Origin of the sequence: Streptomyces sp. NPDC048211 (assembly GCF_043202315.1) — a bacterium.
Classification (GTDB): Bacteria; Actinomycetota; Actinomycetes; order Streptomycetales; family Streptomycetaceae; genus Streptomyces.
In genome coordinates this window covers 767081-783099 of sequence record NZ_JBIDAD010000001.1, presented here as the reverse complement: position 1 = coordinate 783099, position 16019 = coordinate 767081, and the positions used below count along the sequence as shown (strand labels likewise).

General features: G+C 71.8%; 17 protein-coding genes. 7 read left to right on the top strand and 10 right to left on the bottom strand.

Translation table 11 applies throughout. The features are described from left to right. Nucleotides 1-33: 33 nt before the first annotated feature. Together ACGFZA_RS03635 and sigE are read right to left on the bottom strand one after the other, a co-directional pair. Nucleotides 34-1032 (bottom strand): zf-HC2 domain-containing protein, encoded by a 999-nt coding sequence (locus ACGFZA_RS03635; protein WP_393676893.1) that lies wholly within the window; start codon nt 1030-1032, stop codon nt 34-36. Further along, nucleotides 1029-1790, bottom strand: coding sequence for an RNA polymerase sigma factor SigE (sigE, locus tag ACGFZA_RS03630; protein ID WP_393676891.1), 762 nt, complete (start codon nt 1788-1790; stop codon nt 1029-1031). The genes ACGFZA_RS03635 and sigE overlap by 4 nt, the downstream gene beginning before the upstream one ends. Nucleotides 1791-1972: 182 nt before the next feature. On the opposite strand from sigE, the gene ACGFZA_RS03625 reads away from it, so the two are divergent. Further along, complete coding sequence (locus tag ACGFZA_RS03625) at nt 1973-2638, top strand: O-methyltransferase (protein ID WP_385275537.1); 666 nt, start codon at nt 1973-1975, stop codon at nt 2636-2638. 112 nt (nt 2639-2750) lie between these two features. Here the strand turns inward: ACGFZA_RS03625 and ACGFZA_RS03620 are convergent, their stop codons facing one another. Further along, a complete protein-coding gene (locus tag ACGFZA_RS03620; protein ID WP_003966491.1) occupies nt 2751-2918 on the bottom strand; it encodes a DUF3117 domain-containing protein in 168 nt (55 codons plus the stop codon). A 314-nt stretch (nt 2919-3232) separates the two neighbouring features. Between ACGFZA_RS03620 and ACGFZA_RS03615 the strand changes: the two genes are divergently transcribed. Then, entirely contained in the window at nt 3233-4045 is an 813-nt protein-coding gene (locus ACGFZA_RS03615; RefSeq protein WP_385275540.1) for an enoyl-CoA hydratase/isomerase family protein, read from the top strand. A 19-nt stretch (nt 4046-4064) separates the two neighbouring features. Here ACGFZA_RS03615 and ACGFZA_RS03610 read toward each other — a convergent pair whose 3' ends face one another. Both ACGFZA_RS03610 and ACGFZA_RS03605 read right to left on the bottom strand, forming a co-directional pair. Next, nucleotides 4065-4691 carry a DNA-3-methyladenine glycosylase I gene (locus tag ACGFZA_RS03610; RefSeq protein WP_393676889.1) on the bottom strand — a complete coding sequence of 209 codons (627 nt, stop codon included), beginning with the start codon at nt 4689-4691 and terminating at the stop codon, nt 4065-4067. Then, nucleotides 4688-5101: a hypothetical protein gene (locus ACGFZA_RS03605; RefSeq protein WP_385275546.1), complete on the bottom strand. Its 414-nt coding sequence runs from the start codon at nt 5099-5101 to the stop codon at nt 4688-4690. Before ACGFZA_RS03605 ends, ACGFZA_RS03610 begins: the two co-directional genes overlap by 4 nt. 127 nt (nt 5102-5228) lie before the next feature. Here ACGFZA_RS03605 and folP point away from each other — a divergent pair, with 127 nt between their 5' ends. Next, complete coding sequence (folP, locus tag ACGFZA_RS03600; protein ID WP_385275549.1) at nt 5229-6101, top strand: dihydropteroate synthase; 873 nt, start codon at nt 5229-5231, stop codon at nt 6099-6101. Between the two features lie 266 nt (nt 6102-6367). On the opposite strand, the gene ACGFZA_RS03595 is transcribed toward folP, so the two are convergent. Together ACGFZA_RS03595 and dapE are read right to left on the bottom strand one after the other, a co-directional pair. Then, nucleotides 6368-7153: a TIGR00730 family Rossman fold protein gene (locus tag ACGFZA_RS03595; RefSeq protein WP_385275552.1), complete on the bottom strand. Its 786-nt coding sequence runs from the start codon at nt 7151-7153 to the stop codon at nt 6368-6370. Nucleotides 7154-7249: 96 nt separating this feature from the next. Further along, complete coding sequence (gene dapE / locus ACGFZA_RS03590; protein WP_385275555.1) at nt 7250-8329, bottom strand: succinyl-diaminopimelate desuccinylase; 1080 nt, start codon at nt 8327-8329, stop codon at nt 7250-7252. A gap of 35 nt (nt 8330-8364) precedes the next feature. On the opposite strand from dapE, the gene ACGFZA_RS03585 reads away from it, so the two are divergent. Together ACGFZA_RS03585 and ACGFZA_RS03580 are read left to right on the top strand one after the other, a co-directional pair. Beyond that, nucleotides 8365-9306: a hypothetical protein gene (locus ACGFZA_RS03585; RefSeq protein ID WP_393676884.1), complete on the top strand. Its 942-nt coding sequence runs from the start codon at nt 8365-8367 to the stop codon at nt 9304-9306. A gap of 289 nt (nt 9307-9595) precedes the next feature. Beyond that, nucleotides 9596-10000 carry an ATP-binding protein gene (locus ACGFZA_RS03580; RefSeq protein WP_385275560.1) on the top strand — a complete coding sequence of 135 codons (405 nt, stop codon included), beginning with the start codon at nt 9596-9598 and terminating at the stop codon, nt 9998-10000. Between the two features lie 82 nt (nt 10001-10082). Here the strand turns inward: ACGFZA_RS03580 and dapC are convergent, their stop codons facing one another. Together dapC and fdxA are read right to left on the bottom strand one after the other, a co-directional pair. Then, complete coding sequence (gene dapC, locus ACGFZA_RS03575) at nt 10083-11177, bottom strand: succinyldiaminopimelate transaminase (RefSeq protein ID WP_393676882.1); 1095 nt, start codon at nt 11175-11177, stop codon at nt 10083-10085. Nucleotides 11178-11310: 133 nt separating this feature from the next. Beyond that, a complete protein-coding gene (gene fdxA, locus ACGFZA_RS03570) occupies nt 11311-11631 on the bottom strand; it encodes a ferredoxin (protein WP_018956287.1) in 321 nt (106 codons plus the stop codon). A 117-nt stretch (nt 11632-11748) separates the two neighbouring features. On the opposite strand from fdxA, the gene ACGFZA_RS03565 reads away from it, so the two are divergent. Together ACGFZA_RS03565 and ACGFZA_RS03560 are read left to right on the top strand one after the other, a co-directional pair. Next, nucleotides 11749-12750 carry a GNAT family N-acetyltransferase gene (locus tag ACGFZA_RS03565; RefSeq protein ID WP_393676880.1) on the top strand — a complete coding sequence of 334 codons (1002 nt, stop codon included), beginning with the start codon at nt 11749-11751 and terminating at the stop codon, nt 12748-12750. Between the two features lie 4 nt (nt 12751-12754). Further along, a complete protein-coding gene (locus tag ACGFZA_RS03560) occupies nt 12755-13594 on the top strand; it encodes a tetratricopeptide repeat protein (RefSeq protein WP_385275569.1) in 840 nt (279 codons plus the stop codon). Between the two features lie 24 nt (nt 13595-13618). Here the strand turns inward: ACGFZA_RS03560 and ACGFZA_RS03555 are convergent, their stop codons facing one another. Beyond that, complete coding sequence (locus ACGFZA_RS03555) at nt 13619-15634, bottom strand: GTP-binding protein (protein WP_393676878.1); 2016 nt, start codon at nt 15632-15634, stop codon at nt 13619-13621. Nucleotides 15635-16019: the final 385 nt, after the last annotated feature.

Below are 16019 nucleotides of genomic sequence, written 5' to 3'. Positions count from 1 at the left end.
GATGCCCTGCGCAGCCCCGTACACGGACCTTCATCAGCGGCGGGGCGAAAGCGGCAGGCCGTGATCGGCGGGGGCCGGTACTCCGGAGGCCGATGTGGGCGTTCGGGAGGGCTTCGCGGAGGGCGCGGTGGATTCGGCCGGGGCGAGTCCGCTGCCGAGGGCGCGGGAGAACAGGGGGTTGGTGGCGTCGGGACGTATCAGCGAGGGCGCGGACACGGTGGACTGGACGGGGAGGGCGAACGGCTTCCCGCTGAGGCCGCCGGTGCCGAGCAGGGAGGGCGCCGAGGAGAACGCCAGCGGCGCGGCGTTCACCGCGAGCGAGAACGGGCGATCGGCACCGGCCGCGGACAGTGTGCCGTGGCTGCCGCCACCGCGCCGGCTGACGGTGCCGCTCGCCGCACGGGCGTCGGCGTCGAGCGGGGCCACGGTGTTGCCCGGGCCCCCGGCCCGTGCCGGGGTCTCGATACCGGTGTCCGTCGGCAGGGCGCCGCCGAGCGCGATGGCGGCCAGCGAAACGGCGCTGGCTGCTGCGAAGGCGAACCGGCGTCCCCGCCACGGCGAGCGCTCGCTCTCACGGCCGACCTCATGGATCCGGAAGACGGATCCGGCCTGACCGGCAGGCAGCACCGCCGTCGACCCGTGCAGGGTCGGGAGATAGCCGAAGGCGGCCGGCGGGGAGGCGGCCGAGGGCGCCTGGGCGCGGCTGCCCGAGGGCTGCATCACGGGAAAGACCCCGTCACCGAAGCGCCCTGAGTCGCCCGACGGTCTTCCCCGGACGTCGTCGTCACCACCGGGTCCGCCGGGAAGGCCCTGGAGCCGGGCGAGGAAGCCCTCGGAGGGCGAGGGCGGGGCCGACTGCGCGAAGACACTCTTCAGGCGCCGCTGGGCGGCAGCCTCGGCCTTGCACTTGGCGCAGGTCGCGAGGTGCGCGAGCACCCGGTCGCGGGCGTCGTGCTTCAGCTCCCCGTCGACGAGCGCGGCGAGGCGGTCCCCCAGGTGTTGTTCCGCGGAGGTCGGACCTGTGCCGCTCACGCCGTTCCGCCCTCCCCTGAGACGAGGGCTCCCGCCAGCGTGCGCTGCTCGGCACGGGCCTCGGGCGAACGGTGCTGGAGCGCCTTGCGCAGGTGCGAGCGCCCGCGGTGGATACGGCTGCGCACGGTGCCGAGCTTCACGCCGAGTGTCGCGGCGATCTCCTCGTACGAAAGTCCCTCGATGTCACAGAGCACGACCGCGGCCCTGAATTCGGGCGCAAGGGTGTCCAGCGCCTGCTGGACATCCGCGTCGAAGTGGGTGTCGTTGAAGACCTGCTGCGGCGACGGCTCACGGCTCGGCAGCCGCTCGGCGGCGTCGTCCCCGAGGGAGTCGAAGCGGATGCGCTGCTTGCGGCGGACCATGTCCAGGAACAGATTGGTCGTGATGCGGTGCAGCCAGCCCTCGAAGGTGCCGGGCGTGTACGTCGACAGCGATCGGAACACCCGGACGAAGACCTCTTGGGTGAGGTCCTCGGCGTCGTGCTGGTTACCCGTCAGTCGGTAGGCAAGGCGGTAGACACGACCGCTGTGCGTGCTGACGATCTCTTCCCATGTGGGCGGCGTCCACGCCTGGGAGTCCGCATCTGAGGCGAAGGTCGCGGTCGGTGCGGAGTCGTTGGAAGAACGGTCAGCAATGTTGGTCACGGATTTCGGCTCACCCGCCGACCTGAGAAAGCGCCACAGCACTCCTCCCCGATCCACAGGCGCAGCCGCACCTCCCCTGTCGGCTCTGGTGGTGTCCAGTGGAGCCCCTACCATAGCCACCTCGCCCGTTAGCTCCGGATAAGCCTTTTTCCTGCTGGGGCCGGGGATCTCCCCGGGAACCGCCTGCCCGCCGGTCCGGCGCCCGGTCTGCGGGCCCGATCCACGTGCTTTCCCCTGCCCTTCTCTAACGCCCGGTCCCATCTGCGGGTTCCCGGGCGCAGCGGATACAGTCACCGTTGCGCCAACTACGGGGACAGGAGAGGGTCATCACCGCCAACCGGCAGACGAGCTGGGCGTTCGCCGACGCCTTTGTCGCCGAGGACGAAGCACTGCGCTGGGCCCGGGACCGGGCACGGGATGCGGGGCTCCGCTCGGTGTCGCCAGGCACCGGCTCCGCGCTGCGCCTGCTCGCTGCCACGACGGACGCCAAGGCGGTGGCCGAGATCGGCACCGGGACGGGCGTGTCCGGCCTCTATCTGCTGCACGGCATGCGGCCCGACGGGGTGCTGACCACGGTCGACCCGGAGCCGGAGCGCCAGCAGTTCGCCCGCGAGGCGTTCCGCGCGGCGGGCTTCGCCGCCAATCGGGCCCGCTTCATCCCCGGCCGCGCCCTCGACGTACTCCCCCGGCTGGCGGACGGCGGATACGACCTCGTGTTCTGCGACGGCGACCGGCTGGAGAGCCTGGACTGCCTCGCTGAATCGTTGCGCCTGCTACGACCTGGGGGTCTGGTCTGCTTCGAGGGCGTCTTCGCGGACGGCCGTACGGTCGACTCCGCCGCCCAGCCCGCGGAGGTACTGCGCCTGCGCGAGCTGCTGCGCGCGGTCCGCGAGAGCCAGGAGCTGATGGCGACACTGCTGCCGGTGGGCGACGGCCTCCTCTGCGCGGTACGACGCGGCTGACCCCGGCGGGCGGCCGGCGCGGCCGGCCTCCGCGCGGCGTGTCATGCCCCCGGACACACCGCTGCCCCGGCACGGAAACCGCGCCGGGGCAGGTGAAGTGTGGGCGCCTCTGTCAGCCGACGACCTTCTTGAGGGCATCGCCGAGTGCATCGGCCTCGTCCGGAGTCAGCTCCACGACAAGCCGACCGCCGCCTTCGAGCGGAACGCGCATGACGATGCCCCGCCCCTCCTTTGTCACCTCGAGCGGGCCGTCGCCCGTCCGCGGCTTCATGGCCGCCATGCTCGTTCCCCTTCCTGAAACCAGCTCATCGCAACCGGCGGCCCCATGACAGGCGCTGCCTCACCGGCATCGAACACATTGCTTCCAGGCCATTATCCCGCATCACAGACCCCGATGACCAACATCGCTCTGCATCGCTTGCGCAACGCGCTCACTCAAAACCACCCAATTCGGCGATCCGACTGCGATACTCCGTCCCCTTCCACCCTGCATCGGGGCGCAATCGTTAGACGCAGGTCACATGTTCGCTCCCGTCGAAGTCCGCCATGCTTGCCTGGACAGGCACGTTCGACGAGGCGCAAAGGGGACCGCACATGGCCGATCACGACGACACCGTGCTCTACGAGGTGAGCGACGGGCTCGCGACGATCACGATCAACCGCCCCGACGCGATGAACGCGATGAACACCGCGGCCAAGGTGGCGCTGCGCGACGCCCTGCAGTCGGCCGGCGCCGACACCGCCGTGCGGGCGGTTCTGCTCACCGCCGCCGGCGGGCGCGCCTTCTGCGTCGGCCAGGACCTCAAGGAACACCTCTCCAAGCTGGCCGAGGTCCGTGCGTCGGGCGGCGGCAACGCGCTGAGCACGGTGCAGGAGCATTACAACCCCATCGTGCGAGCACTCACCGAGATGCCGAAGCCGGTCGTCGCCGGGGTCAACGGCGCCGCGGCCGGGGCGGGCTTCGGTTTCGCACTCGCCTGCGACTACCGGGTCGCGGCCGACACCGCCTCGTTCAACACCTCGTTCGCCGGGGTCGCCCTCACGGCGGACTCGGGCGTCTCCTGGACGCTGCCCCGGCTGATCGGCCACAGCCGCGCCGCCGATCTGCTGCTCTTCCCGCGCTCCATCTCCGCGCAGGACGCCCATGACCTGGGCATCGTGAACAAGCTGGTGCCTGCGGCCGACCTCGTCGCCGAGGCCACCGCCGTGGCCCGCGCCCTGGCGGACGGCCCGACGGTGGCGTACGCCGCCCTCAAGGAGTCACTGGCCTACGGGGCCGGCCACACCCTGGGCGAGACGCTGGAGAAGGAGGACGAACTCCAGACGGCGGCGGGCGCGTCGCAGGACCACGCGATCGCGGTGCAGGCGTTCCTCGACAAGGAGAAGCCGAAGTACCTCGGCCGGTAGAGCCGGTCCGGCCCACCTCTCAGGGCGCTCCGGGCGACGGAGCGGCTCCGGCCCGCGCCGCGGTGCCGGCGCCGCGTGCCACGCAGTCCGCCAGATGGTCGTCGACCAGGCCGCACGCCTGCATCAGGGCGTAGGCCGTGGTCGGGCCGATGAACTTCAGCCCGCGCTTCTTGAGGTCCTTCGACAGTGCCGTGGACTCCGCGGTGACGGCCGCCACGTCCCCGAGGACGCGCGGCACGGGGCGGCCCGCCGGATCGGGGGCGTAGGACCAGATCAGCTCGTCCAGCTCGCCGTCCTGCCAGCCGGCCAGCACCTGGGCGTTGGCGAGGGTGGCGTCGATCTTCGCCCGGTTGCGGATGATGCCCGCGTCGGCGAGGAGCCGCTCGCGGTCCTCGTCGGTGAACGCCGCCACCTTCTGGATGCCGAACCCGGCGAACGCGGCGCGGAAGCCCTCCCGGCGGCGCAGGATCGTCAGCCAGGACAGTCCGGACTGGAACGCCTCCAGGCACAGCCGCTCGAAGAGGGCGTCGTCGCCGTGGACCGGGCGGCCCCATTCGGTGTCGTGGTAGACGAGGTAGTCCTCGGTGGACAGGCCCCACGGGCAGCGCAGCCGGCCGTCCGCCGCCGCTTCGGCGCCGCCGCTCATCGTCCGGTCTCCTCGTCGGGGCGCGGGACCCCGCCCTGCGGCTCCGGGGCCTCCCAGGGCGACCGTGTGGCGTCCTCGGGCTGCTTCAGAAGATCGGGACGGCCGGCTCGGGTGGCCTGGGCGCCGGCCAGCGCCGACTCCAGCTCCGCGATCCGCGCGTCCCGCTCGGCGAGCTCGGCGCCGAGGCGGCCCAGCGCGTCGTCCACATCGGCCATCCGGTAGCCGCGGGCGGTGACGGGCAGCCGGAGCGCCTCGACATCCGCCCGGCCGACCGGGCGCGTCACGGGCAGCGGATCCGTCAGCTGCTCGGGCGCCACGTCCTGCAGGATGGCACTCTTCCCTCCACCGACCACCGCGAGGGTGACCGCGGCAACCACCACCACCATCGCGAGCAGCAAGAACCAGAACACGCGTATCTCCCCGGGAGCGGAATTCGTCCGGGTCCGATCGTGCCATGCGGCACTGACAGTTAGGGTCGCAGTCGGCTCCGGCGGAGATCTGCTGGGCGGATTCAAAGGTTCGAAGGAGAGACACGGGATGCGAAGCGGTGCGCTGAGGCTGGGCCGGCGCGAGTTCGGCGCGCACGAGCCGGTGATCATGGCGATCGTGAACCGCACCCCGGACTCTTTCTACGACCAGGGCGCCACCTTCCACGACGAACCCGCGCTCTCCCGGGTCGAGCGGGCCGTGGCCGACGGTGCCGCGATCATCGACATCGGCGGGGTGAAGGCGGGCCCGGGCGAGGAGGTCACCGCCGAGGAGGAGGCCCGTCGCACCGTCGGATTCGTCGCTGAGGTGCGCCGCCGCCACCCGGACGTGGTGATCAGTGTCGACACCTGGCGCCACGACGTCGGCGAGGCGGTCTGCGAGGCCGGCGCGGACCTGCTGAACGACGCGTGGGGCGGGGTCGATCCGAAGCTGGCCGAGGTCGCCGCGCGCTACGGGGCGGGCCTCGTCTGCACGCACGCGGGCGGCGCCGAGCCGCGGACCAGGCCCCACCGGGCCGGATACGAGGACGTGATGGCCGACATCCTGCGGGTGACCGTGGGGCTGGCCGAGCGGGCCGTGGAGCTGGGGGTCCGGCCGGACGGAATCATGATCGACCCCGGTCACGACTTCGGGAAGAACACCCGGCACTCACTGGAGGCGACGCGCCGGCTCGGGGAGATGGCGGAGACGGGGTGGCCGGTGCTGGTCTCGCTCTCCAACAAGGACTTCGTGGGCGAGACGCTCGACCGGCCGGTGAAGGAGCGGCTGCTCGGCACGCTGGCCACGACGGCGGTGTCCGCATGGCTGGGGGCGCGGGTCTACCGGGTCCACGAGGTGGCGGAGACGCGGGACGTCCTGGACATGGTGGCGTCCATCGCCGGGCACCGGGCCCCGGCGGTCGCGCGGCGCGGGCTGGCGTAGCCCGGGGCCGGCGGGCGTAACCCGGAACGGGCAGGCATGACCAGGGACGGGCAGGGCGGGCGGGTTGCTCCTGAGGCGGGGCTCTCCCCCTGCCCGCCCTCTCCCTGTCACACGGGGCCACCCTCTCCCCGTGGCGGCGGGCTCTCCCCCGCCCGTCCCTTCCCGTAGCCAGGAGTTCCGCCTCCGGGCCCCTGCTCCTCACCCGCAGGAAGGGCCGGACGGCAGACGCCGGAGGGGCTCGAAGGCACGCCGGGCGCGACCGGGGTTCAGCGCCCGACCTCCTTGGTCACCAGGTTCACCGCCTCGTCCACGTCGTCCGTGACGTGGAACAGCAGCAGGTCCTTGGCCGAGGCCTTGCCCTGGGCCACCACCGTGTCGCGCAGCCAGTCCACCAGGCCGCCCCAGTACTCCGTACCGAACAGCACGATCGGGAAGCGGGTGACCTTGCCCGTCTGGACGAGGGTGAGGGCCTCGAAGAGCTCGTCCAGGGTGCCGAGGCCGCCGGGCAGGACAACGAAGCCTTGCGCATACTTCACAAACATCGTTTTCCGGACAAAGAAGTACCGGAAGTTGACGCCGATGTCGACGTGCGGGTTGAGGCCCGACTCGAAGGGCAGCTCGATGCCGAGGCCGACCGAGACACCCTTCGCCTCCCGCGCTCCCTTGTTCGCCGCTTCCATCGCTCCGGGGCCTCCCCCGGTGATCACGGCGAAGCCCGCCTCGACGAGCGCCCGGCCGATCCGCACGCCGGCCTCGTACTCCGGCGAACCGGCCGGGGTACGGGCGGAGCCGAAGACGCTGATGGCGCTCGGCAGTTCGGCGAGCGCACCGAAGCCCTCGACGAACTCCGACTGGATGCGCATGACCCGCCACGGGTCGGTGTGCACCCACTCGGAGTCGCCCTCGGAATCCAGCAGCCGCTGATCGGTCGTGCCGGGCTGTACCTGGTCCCTGCGGCGCAGCACCGGGCCGAGCCGCTGCTCCTCGGGCCTGACCGCGCCCTCGGGGATCTCCGCGCCCTCAGGAATCCGTGCGTCCTCCGGGTTGCCCATGATCTGCTCCCTACGCCGACGTCAGAGCCGCCCTGCGGCGCCCTGTCTCAGGCCAGCGTAGATCCCCGGAGGTTACGGACAGGGGAACGCCCGAGGTCAGGTCGTGAGCCAGGAGCGGAGCCGGTCCTCGCAGTGGGTGATCCGGTCGGTCCGTACGTGCTCGTTGCGCTTGTGCGCCAGGATCGGGTCGCCGGGTCCGTAGTTCACCGCGGGGACGCCGAGGCCGCCGAAGCGTGCCACGTCCGTCCAGCCGAACTTGGGCCTGGCGGTGCCTCCGACTGCGTCCATGAAGGCCTTGGCCGCCGGGTGGGAGAGGCCGGGCATGGCCGCCCCGGAGTGGTCGTCGACCACGAACTCGGTGACGCCGCAGCCGGCGAAGACCTCGTGCACGTGGGCGATGGCCTGCTCGGCGCTCAGGTCGGGGGCGTAGCGGTAGTTCACGACGACCGTGCAGGCGTCGGGGATGACGTTGTTGGCGACTCCGCCCTCGATCCGTACGGCGTTGAGGCCCTCGTGGTACTCCAGCCCGTCGATCACCGGCTTGCGCGGTTCGTAGGCGGCGAGCCTTTCGAGGACGGGCGCGGCCGCGTGGATGGCGTTGGACCCCATCCAGCTGCGGGCGGAGTGCGCCCGCTCGCCCTCCAGACGCAGGAAGACGCGCAGCGTGCCCTGGCAGCCGCCCTCGACCTCGCCGTTGGAGCCCTCCAGGAGCACCGCGAAGTCGGCCGTCAGCCAGTCGGGGTGGGCGTCGGCGATGTGGCCGAGGCCGTTGAGGTCGGCGGCCACCTCTTCGTTGTCGTAGAAGACGAAGGTGAGATCGCGGTTGGGCTCGGGCACGGTCGCGGCGATCCTCAGCTGGACGGCGACGCCCGACTTCATGTCGGAGCTCCCGCAGCCCCACAGCAGGCCGTCCGCGTCGAGCCTGGAGGGCACGTTGTCGGCGATCGGCACGGTGTCGATGTGACCGGCCAGTACGACGCGTTCGCCGCGGCCCAGGTTCGTCCTGGCCACGACGTTGTTGCCGTGCCGGTCGACGGTCAGGTGCGGAAGGGTCCGCAGCGCCGACTCGATGGCGTCGGCGAGGTCCTTCTCCTCCCCGCTGACCGAGGGGAAGTCGACGAGCCACGCGGTGAGGGCGGGCCCGTCCAGGGTGAGGTCAAGCGTGCTTTCGGCCATGGCTACGACCCTAGTACCTCGCGTACGGTGGCCCCGTGCCCCGGACCGTTGCCCCCGCCCGCCGACACTCCGCCCGCAGTCGCCGTCTGCGCCTCACGGCGGCCTTTGCCGTACTCGTGGCGGTGGCCGGTTATCTGACCGTGCAGTACGTGACCGGCGGCACGAGCTCCGACCAGTGCACGGTGGAGTCGGCCGACGGTTCGGCGGGCGACGGGCGCACGTACCGGATGAGCTCGGAGCAGGCGGCGAACGCCGCGACGATCTCCGCGGTCGGCACGACGCGCGGCATGCCGGAGCGGGCGGTGACGATCGCGCTGGCGACGGCGCTGCAGGAGTCCGGGCTGCGCAACATCGAGCACGGCGACCGGGATTCACTGGGCCTCTTCCAGCAGCGTCCCTCGCAGGGCTGGGGCACCGAGAAGCAGATCCTCGACCCGGTCTACTCGGCCGGGCAGTTCTACGAGCACCTGGCCGAGGTGCCCGGCTACTCGCGGCTGCCGCTCACCGTGGCCGCGCAGCGCGTCCAGCGCAGCGGCTTCCCGCAGGCGTACGCGAAGCACGAGCCGGACGCCGCGCTGCTGGCAGCCGCGCTGACCGGCCGGACGCCGGCGTCGCTGAACTGCGAGCCGCCGCGGAGCACGGCCGGGACGGGCGGGATGACGAAGGTCCGGGCCGCACTGGTGCGCTCCTTCGGTAAGGACGTGCTGCCCGCCACGGACGGGGCGGGCGCGGAGACGCCGGCCGCGGGTGCGGCGGCGGGTGCGCTCTCGGTGCCGGTGGACACGCCCCTCAGGTCCGGCAAGGGGGGTACGGCACAGCGCGGCTGGGAGCTCGCGCACTGGGCGGTCGCCCAGTCCGAGGCTCTCGGTATCGACGAGGTCGCCTACGCCGGCAAGACATGGGAGTCCGGTTCGGGCTGGCGGACGGAACGCAAGGAATCGGGCACTACCTCGATCCGCATACAGCTCGCGCGGTAGTACGAACCATCCCCCGCACAGGGGGTGCCGCGCCTTCTCCGCACGCGCTCCGCACGGGCTCCCGCACAGCGCCTTCCGAGCACGTCCATTCCCTTGCGGCCAAAGGGAAGTGACGGTTCGGCGGGTAGCCTCCGAATGCGGGGTCCGTGCGGGTTGCCGCATTGCGGATTATGTGACGCGTTACCTGATCTTTACCTCGGTTCACCGCAACCTCTCCCTCCCCCACGGCGGTTGTCATGGCGTCCGGTCCACGGACACCAGCATTTCCCCACCCCGTCGAAGGAGCATCATGTCCCTCCCCCTGACCCGCCGGATCGCCCGCACCGCGCTGCTGATCGCGGCGGGTGCGGCCCCCGTGGTCGGTGCGGCCGGTGTCGCAGGTGCCGCGGCGCTCCCGCAGGCTCCGGAGCTCGGCGGCCTCACGACCGTCGACGGTGCCGGACTCGGCAAGGCCGTCGACGCGGCCCAGCCGGCCGCCGACACCGCGGGCAAGGCCGGCGGCAAGGTCGTCGGGACCACGCTGCCGGTGGCGGCCAAGACCCTCGGCGAGACGGGCGCCAAGGCCGCGCCCGCGGCGAAGGGTGTCAGCAAGACCGCCAAGGGCGGCGCGAGCGACACCCTCGGCGACGCGACCGGCGCCGTGACCAAGGGCGGCCTGCCCACCGACAGCCTCGGCGGCCTGCCGATCGGCTGATCCGCACCGCGCCCGTACGGAAGCGCGAGGGCCTCGGGAGTGCGTACTCCCGAGGCCCTCGCGCGTCTGTCCTGCTCCGGGCTCAGCCCAGCCGCTTGACCGCGGCCGCCACGCGTTCGTCGGTCGCCGTGAACGCGACCCGTACGAACCGGTCGCCCGCCGGCCCGTAGAAGTCCCCGGGCGCCACCAGGATGCCCAGCTCCGCCAGGTACGCCACGGTGTCCCAGCAGGGCTCGTCGCGCGTCGCCCACAGGTAGAGGCTCGCTTCGCTGTGCTCGATCCGGAAGCCGTGGGCCTCCAGGGCCGTGCGCAGGGCGGCGCGCCGGTCCGCGTACCGCGTGCGCTGCTCGGCCACGTGCGTGTCGTCGCCGAGCGCCGCGACGGTCGCCGCCTGGACGGGGGCGGGCGTCATCATCCCGCCGTGCTTGCGGATCAGCAGCAGCTCGCTCAGCACGGCCGCGTCGCCCGCGATGAAGGCGGCGCGGTAACCGGCGAGGTTGGAGCGCTTGGAGAGCGAGTGGACGGCGACGATGCCCTCGTACGTACCGCCGCTGACGTCCGGGTGGAGCACGGAGACCGGCTCGGCCTCCCAGCCGAGCTCCAGGTAGCACTCGTCGCTGAAGACCAGCACGTCGTGCTCGCGCGCCCAGGCGACGATCCGGGTCAGCTCGGCCTTGGAGAGCACCTTGCCGGTCGGGTTGGACGGCGAGTTGAGCCAGAGCAGCCTGAGGCCGGCCGGGTCGAGGTCGGTGGGGTCGTCGTACGCGACGGGCTCGGCGCCGCAGAGGCGGGCACCGACCTCGTACGTCGGGTAGGCGAGCCGCGGGTAGGCGACCTTGTCGCCGGCACCGAGGCCCAGCTGGGTCGGCAGCCAGGCCACCAGTTCCTTGGAGCCGACGACGGGCAGCACGTTCTCGTGCGCCACCGAGACCGCGCCCAGGCGGCGCTCCACCCAACCGGTGAGGGCGTCACGCAGCGCGGCCGTCCCCCACACCGTCGGATAGCCGGGGCTGTCCGCGGCGGCGACGAGCGCCTGCTGGATCAGCTCGGGCACCGGATCGACGGGCGTGCCGACGGACAGGTCCACGATGCCGTCCGGGTGGCTCTCGGCCGTCGACTTGTAGGGCGCGAGCCTGTCCCAGGGGAAGACCGGGAGGCGGGAGGAGACTGCGGACACGGATCTCTGCTTTCTCGTACGGGGGTTCACGCGAGTGACACGGCGACAGCCTCTGGATCCGAGGGGGAAACACCACGGTCCCGCACGGTGACGAGCCGTACGGGACCGGGGTGACGCACGTGCCTGGACGCTGCTACTGGTTCTGCGGCGGCAGCGCGGCGATGAACGCGTGGTCGCGCTCGATCAGACCCAGCTTGGAGGCACCACCCGGCGACCCGAGGTCGTCGAAGAACTCGACGTTCGCCTTGTAGTAGTCCTTCCACTCCTCCGGGGTGTCGTCCTCGTAGAAGATCGCTTCGACCGGACACACCGGCTCGCAGGCTCCACAGTCGACGCACTCGTCCGGGTGGATGTACAAGGACCGCTGGCCCTCATAGATACAGTCGACGGGGCACTCTTCGATGCAGGCCTTGTCCTTTACGTCGACACAAGGCTGCGCGATGACGTAGGTCACGCTGTCGTTCCTCCTCGGTAGGGCGTTGGCTCTCGCGCGGGAGCGCGGCGTCGTCGATGCCCGCACCTAGTATCTCCGTTCCCGGGCACGATCCGAACAGGAGGGGCGGACAGAGCTGTGGAATTCACCATGGGCGGACGGCTGGAGGTCCGAATTGCACCGGCTGACGTGGGCAAACGGGTATCAGTCCGGCGCCTGACCGAGGATGGCCCCCAGGGTCCGAAATTCACCGACACGGTCGGTGTTCTCACATCCTGGAACACGGGTGTGCTGTCGGTCACACCGAAGAACGGTGAGTCCGTCCGGATCCCCGAAGCGGCCCTGGTGGCGGGCAAGGTCGTGCCGGCCGCCCCGGCCCGCCGGCGTGGCCCCACGGCCTCCTTCGCCGAACTCGCTCCCGTCTGCGCCCGTGCCTGGCAGCCCGTGGAGAGCCGGCCGCTGGGCGACTGGGTGCTGCGCGCGGCCGGTGGGTTCACCCGGCGCGCCAACTCCGTCCTGCCGCTCGGTGACCCGGGCGTGCCGCTCGGCGCGGCACTCGGGCAGATCCGGCAGTGGTACGCGGACCGCGGCCTGCCCGCCTACATCCAGACCGCGACCGGCGCCGAGGGCACGCAGGAAGAGCTGTGCGCGGCGCTGGAGGGTCACGGGTGGCGGCGCGAGGTGACCGCGGAGGTGCGCATCGCGGCGCTGGCGCCGGTCGGCGATCTGGCGGCCGAGGTGTCTCGGGTACGGCTGAGCCGCACGGTGGACGACGCGTGGTTCGCACGCTACCAGCGCGTCGGGACGCCGGGCCCGGAGGTGGCGGCGGTGCTGAACAGCGGCCCGTCGGTGTGGTTCGCGACCGTCCCGGGCGAGGCCGGGGACGGCGCACCCGCCGCGATCGGGCGGTGCGTGGTGGACGGGCGGTGGGCCGGGTTCATGGCCGTCGAGGTGGCTCCCGAACACCGCAGGAAGGGGCTCGCCACCACGGTGATGACCGCGCTGGCCCGGCAGGCGATGGACGAGGGCGCGTCGGCCGCGTGGCTCCAGGTCGAGACGGACAACGACGGCGCCCGGGGGCTGTACGACGGCATGGGATTCGCGACGCACCACCGGTACCACCACTTCCGGGCGGCGTAGCGCGATGACTTCCGGGAGGCACGACAAGGACGGACTGCGCCGGCGGTTCGCCGAGGAGGCGCGGGCGGAACGGCCGGATCTGGCACTGCTCTGCCTGCTGCTGAGCGCGGAGGCCGATCCCGCTCTGGACGCGAACGGGACCGACGCCGCGCAGATCGAACTGGACCGGCTCGCGGGCCTGCTGCCGTACGGTCTGCACGGCGGCCGGGCCTGGGCATCGGCACTGGCCGAACTGCTCGGTGAGCGGTACGGGTTCGAGGGCGCGTCGGCGGACTACCAGCGGCTGGAGTCGTCGCTGCTGCACGAGGTGCTCCGGCGGCGGCGCGGGCTGCCGATCCTGCTGTCGGTGGTCTGGATCGAGGTGGCGCGGCGGGCGGGTGCCCCGGTGTACGGAGTGGCCCTGCCGGGCCATTTCGTGGTGGGTTTCGGGGATCCGGCGGAACGGGTGCTGGCCGATCCGTTCGCCGGTGGGCGGCCGCTGACGGACCAGGACGCGGAACTGCTGGTGGCGGGCGCGACCGGGGAGCCGCTGGACGCGTCGATGCTGGTGCCGGCGCGGCCGCTGGAGATCGTGCTGCGGATCCTGAACAACATCCGGGCCTGGGCGGCGGCCCGCCCGGAACGCAACGACGTGGCGCTGTGGGCGGTGGAGCTGTCCCTGCTCCTGCCGTCGCACCCGGCGAGGCTGCGTTACGAACGGGCCCAGCTGCTGGTCCAGGGCGGGGAGTTCCTGCGCGGGGCGGCGGAGATGGACGAGTACGCGCAGGTGATCGCGGACATCGACCCGGCCGCCGCGGAGGTGGTGCGCGGGAGCGCGCGGGCGGCTCGGGCGATGCTGAACTGAGGCTCCCGCCCGGGGGCGGGGCCTTCACTCCGGGACGCCGCCCGGCCGCCGCACCGTGTGCAGCAGATACTCCTTGCGGCTGAGCGGGTTGTGGTCCGTGCGGGAGCGCTGCGGGACGGGGCCGGTGACGGGGCGATGGGTGTCGAAGGCGGTCTCCAGCAGCCCTTCGCCCCGGGTCAGCCCCGGGAGCCGCTGCTGGAGTCCGTGCACCCGGGCGGCCGGGATCTCGCCCTCCAGTACGCAGTGGGCACCGTCGACGGACGGGAGGCCCGGGACCGCCCGCAGTCGGGCGAGGACCGGCAGGAGAGGGCCGAGCGTGTCCGCGGGCAGCTCCAGCCGGAAGCGGTGCATCGGCTCGTACACCGTGGTGCCGGCCTGTCGGAGCGCGGCCATCAGCACCAGCGGGGTCAGATTGCGGAAGTCCCCCGCCGTACTCGACATGGACTTGTCGAACACGGCGTGCGAGTGGCTCTGCCGGGGCCAGTACCCGGAGTGCGTCATCGTGACCGTGCAGTCGGTGACGCGCCAGCCGTAAAGGCCCTGGCCGAGCGTCTCGACGACGGTCTCCTCGACAGCTCTCATCAGCGAGTACGGCATCGAGCCGAGCTCCACCTCCAGCCGGTAGGCCACACCGCTGCCGGGCGGGGCCGGGTCGACGCGCAGTCCGACCGTGGCGAGAAAGGGGTTGTCGTCCTTGTCGATGATCTCGAAAGCGGCACCGGTGCCGGACGGTTTCTCCAGACAGATGGTCGTGGTTCCGCGGAAAGCGACGTCGATTCCGAATCCGTCCGCGAGCGTCGCCCGGATGACTTCTTTCTGCACTTCGCCGTAGAGCGATACGGAGATCTCCTTGCGGATGTCGTCCTGCCGCAGATCGATCAGCGGATCCTGCTCGGCGAGCTGCGCGAGCGCGAAATGCAGTTCGCCCCGGGAGGCGGGAGGGGCGGCCACCACCACGGATTCCAGCGTCGGAGGGGCGAAGTGGCGCGCGGTGGCCGCCGCACGGATGTCGCCGACCGCGTCGCCGATCCGGATGTCACCGAGTCCCCGGAGCTTCGCGATCTGCCCCGGTCCGGCCGATGAGGTCTCGGCGTCCGCGCCGTCGGCGAAGACCCGGATGCCGGTCACCTTGCCCTCGGACACCTCGCCCGGGCCCTGCCCGTACACCAGCCGGTCACGGGTGCGTACGGTCCCCGAGAACATCCGGGCCCAGGCCAGCTTCTCGCCGGCCCGGCCGCGTTCGACCTTGAAGACGGTGCCGGAGACCGGCCCGTCCGCCTCGCCCCCTGCCCCGGGCAGCAACTCCTTGATTCCGCCGGTCAGTGCGGTGATGCCGGCGCCCGTGACGGCCGAGCCGAAGTACACGGGGTGGACGAGTGCCCGCCCGGTCTGCGCCGCAAGTCCCGCGCGGAGCCGGGCGGGGGCGAGCGCCTCGCCCTCCTCGACGTACGCGGCGAGCAGGTCGTCGTCGTGCTCGGTGAGCAGTTCGGTGAGCCGGCCCGTGAGCCGGGGGTCGTCGTCGGCGTACGGCACGCTGCGGGCGTCGCGGGTGCCGAGTCCGGTGACGGCCGGTCCCATCGCGACCGCGTGCGGCGTGAGCTTCTCCGCGATGTCGCGCAGCACCTGGGCGTACCGGGCTCCGGCCCGGTCGGTCTTGTTCACGAAGACGAGCGTGGGGATGCGCAGGCGCTGGAGCGTCCGCATGAGCACGCGCGTCCGGGCCTGCACGCCCTCCACGGCGGAGATGACCAGCACCGCGCCGTCGAGCACGCTCAGCACCCGCTCCACCTCGGCGACGAAGTCCGGGTGTCCGGGCGTGTCGATCAGGTTGACGGTGACGTCGTCGAGGGCGAACGAGACGACCGCGGACTTGATCGTGATGCCGCGCTGCCGTTCGAGGGCGAGGGAATCGGTCTGTGTGTTCCCGTCGTCGACGCGACCGATCTCGTCGATGATTCCGGCGGTGTGGAGCAGCCGCTCGGTCAGGCTCGTCTTACCGGCGTCGACGTGCGCCAGAATGCCAAGATTCAGCGTGTGCACAGAACTCCATGTTCTCAGGGGTGGGGTGAATTCCCGTCGAGACGAACATGTGAGATCGGCGCATCGATATCTCCTGGTCCTGTCGGCTGATGCGGCGAGTAGAACAGCGGGCGGTCGGGCCGTGCAACCCGTTTACCGGGAGGGGGCGCGTGCCGCCTCGCGGTGAGACTCCGTCAGCGAACGGGGGATGCGGCGCCGAAACCTCTCTCCGGCGCGCCGTGCCGTCCAACGGGTGATTATCCGTTTTCCGCCACTCGATGAGCCCACTCCGTAGCTCCAATGCGGTGCTCTCCGATGGCGCGCTTCCGGCTCCGGGCTGACGGTGGATCACGTAGCCGCTGCGCCACTCAGAGTCGATAACCCATCACTCTTCGCAGTCGCGACG

What these genes read in the sequence shown, in the direction of transcription:
- ACGFZA_RS03560 (WP_385275569.1), top strand. Translation starts at nt 12,755, where the DNA reads ATGACTTCCGGGAGGCACGACAAGGACGGACTGCGCCGGCGGTTCGCC.
- folP (WP_385275549.1), top strand. Translation starts at nt 5,229, where the DNA reads ATGCGAAGCGGTGCGCTGAGGCTGGGCCGGCGCGAGTTCGGCGCGCAC.
- dapE (WP_385275555.1), bottom strand. Translation starts at nt 8,329, where the DNA reads ATGGCCGAAAGCACGCTTGACCTCACCCTGGACGGGCCCGCCCTCACC.
- ACGFZA_RS03615 (WP_385275540.1), top strand. Translation starts at nt 3,233, where the DNA reads ATGGCCGATCACGACGACACCGTGCTCTACGAGGTGAGCGACGGGCTC.
- ACGFZA_RS03610 (WP_393676889.1), bottom strand. Translation starts at nt 4,691, where the DNA reads ATGAGCGGCGGCGCCGAAGCGGCGGCGGACGGCCGGCTGCGCTGCCCG.
- ACGFZA_RS03580 (WP_385275560.1), top strand. Translation starts at nt 9,596, where the DNA reads ATGTCCCTCCCCCTGACCCGCCGGATCGCCCGCACCGCGCTGCTGATC.
- ACGFZA_RS03595 (WP_385275552.1), bottom strand. Translation starts at nt 7,153, where the DNA reads ATGGGCAACCCGGAGGACGCACGGATTCCTGAGGGCGCGGAGATCCCC.
- sigE (WP_393676891.1), bottom strand. Translation starts at nt 1,790, where the DNA reads ATGGTAGGGGCTCCACTGGACACCACCAGAGCCGACAGGGGAGGTGCG.
- ACGFZA_RS03620 (WP_003966491.1), bottom strand. Translation starts at nt 2,918, where the DNA reads ATGGCGGCCATGAAGCCGCGGACGGGCGACGGCCCGCTCGAGGTGACA.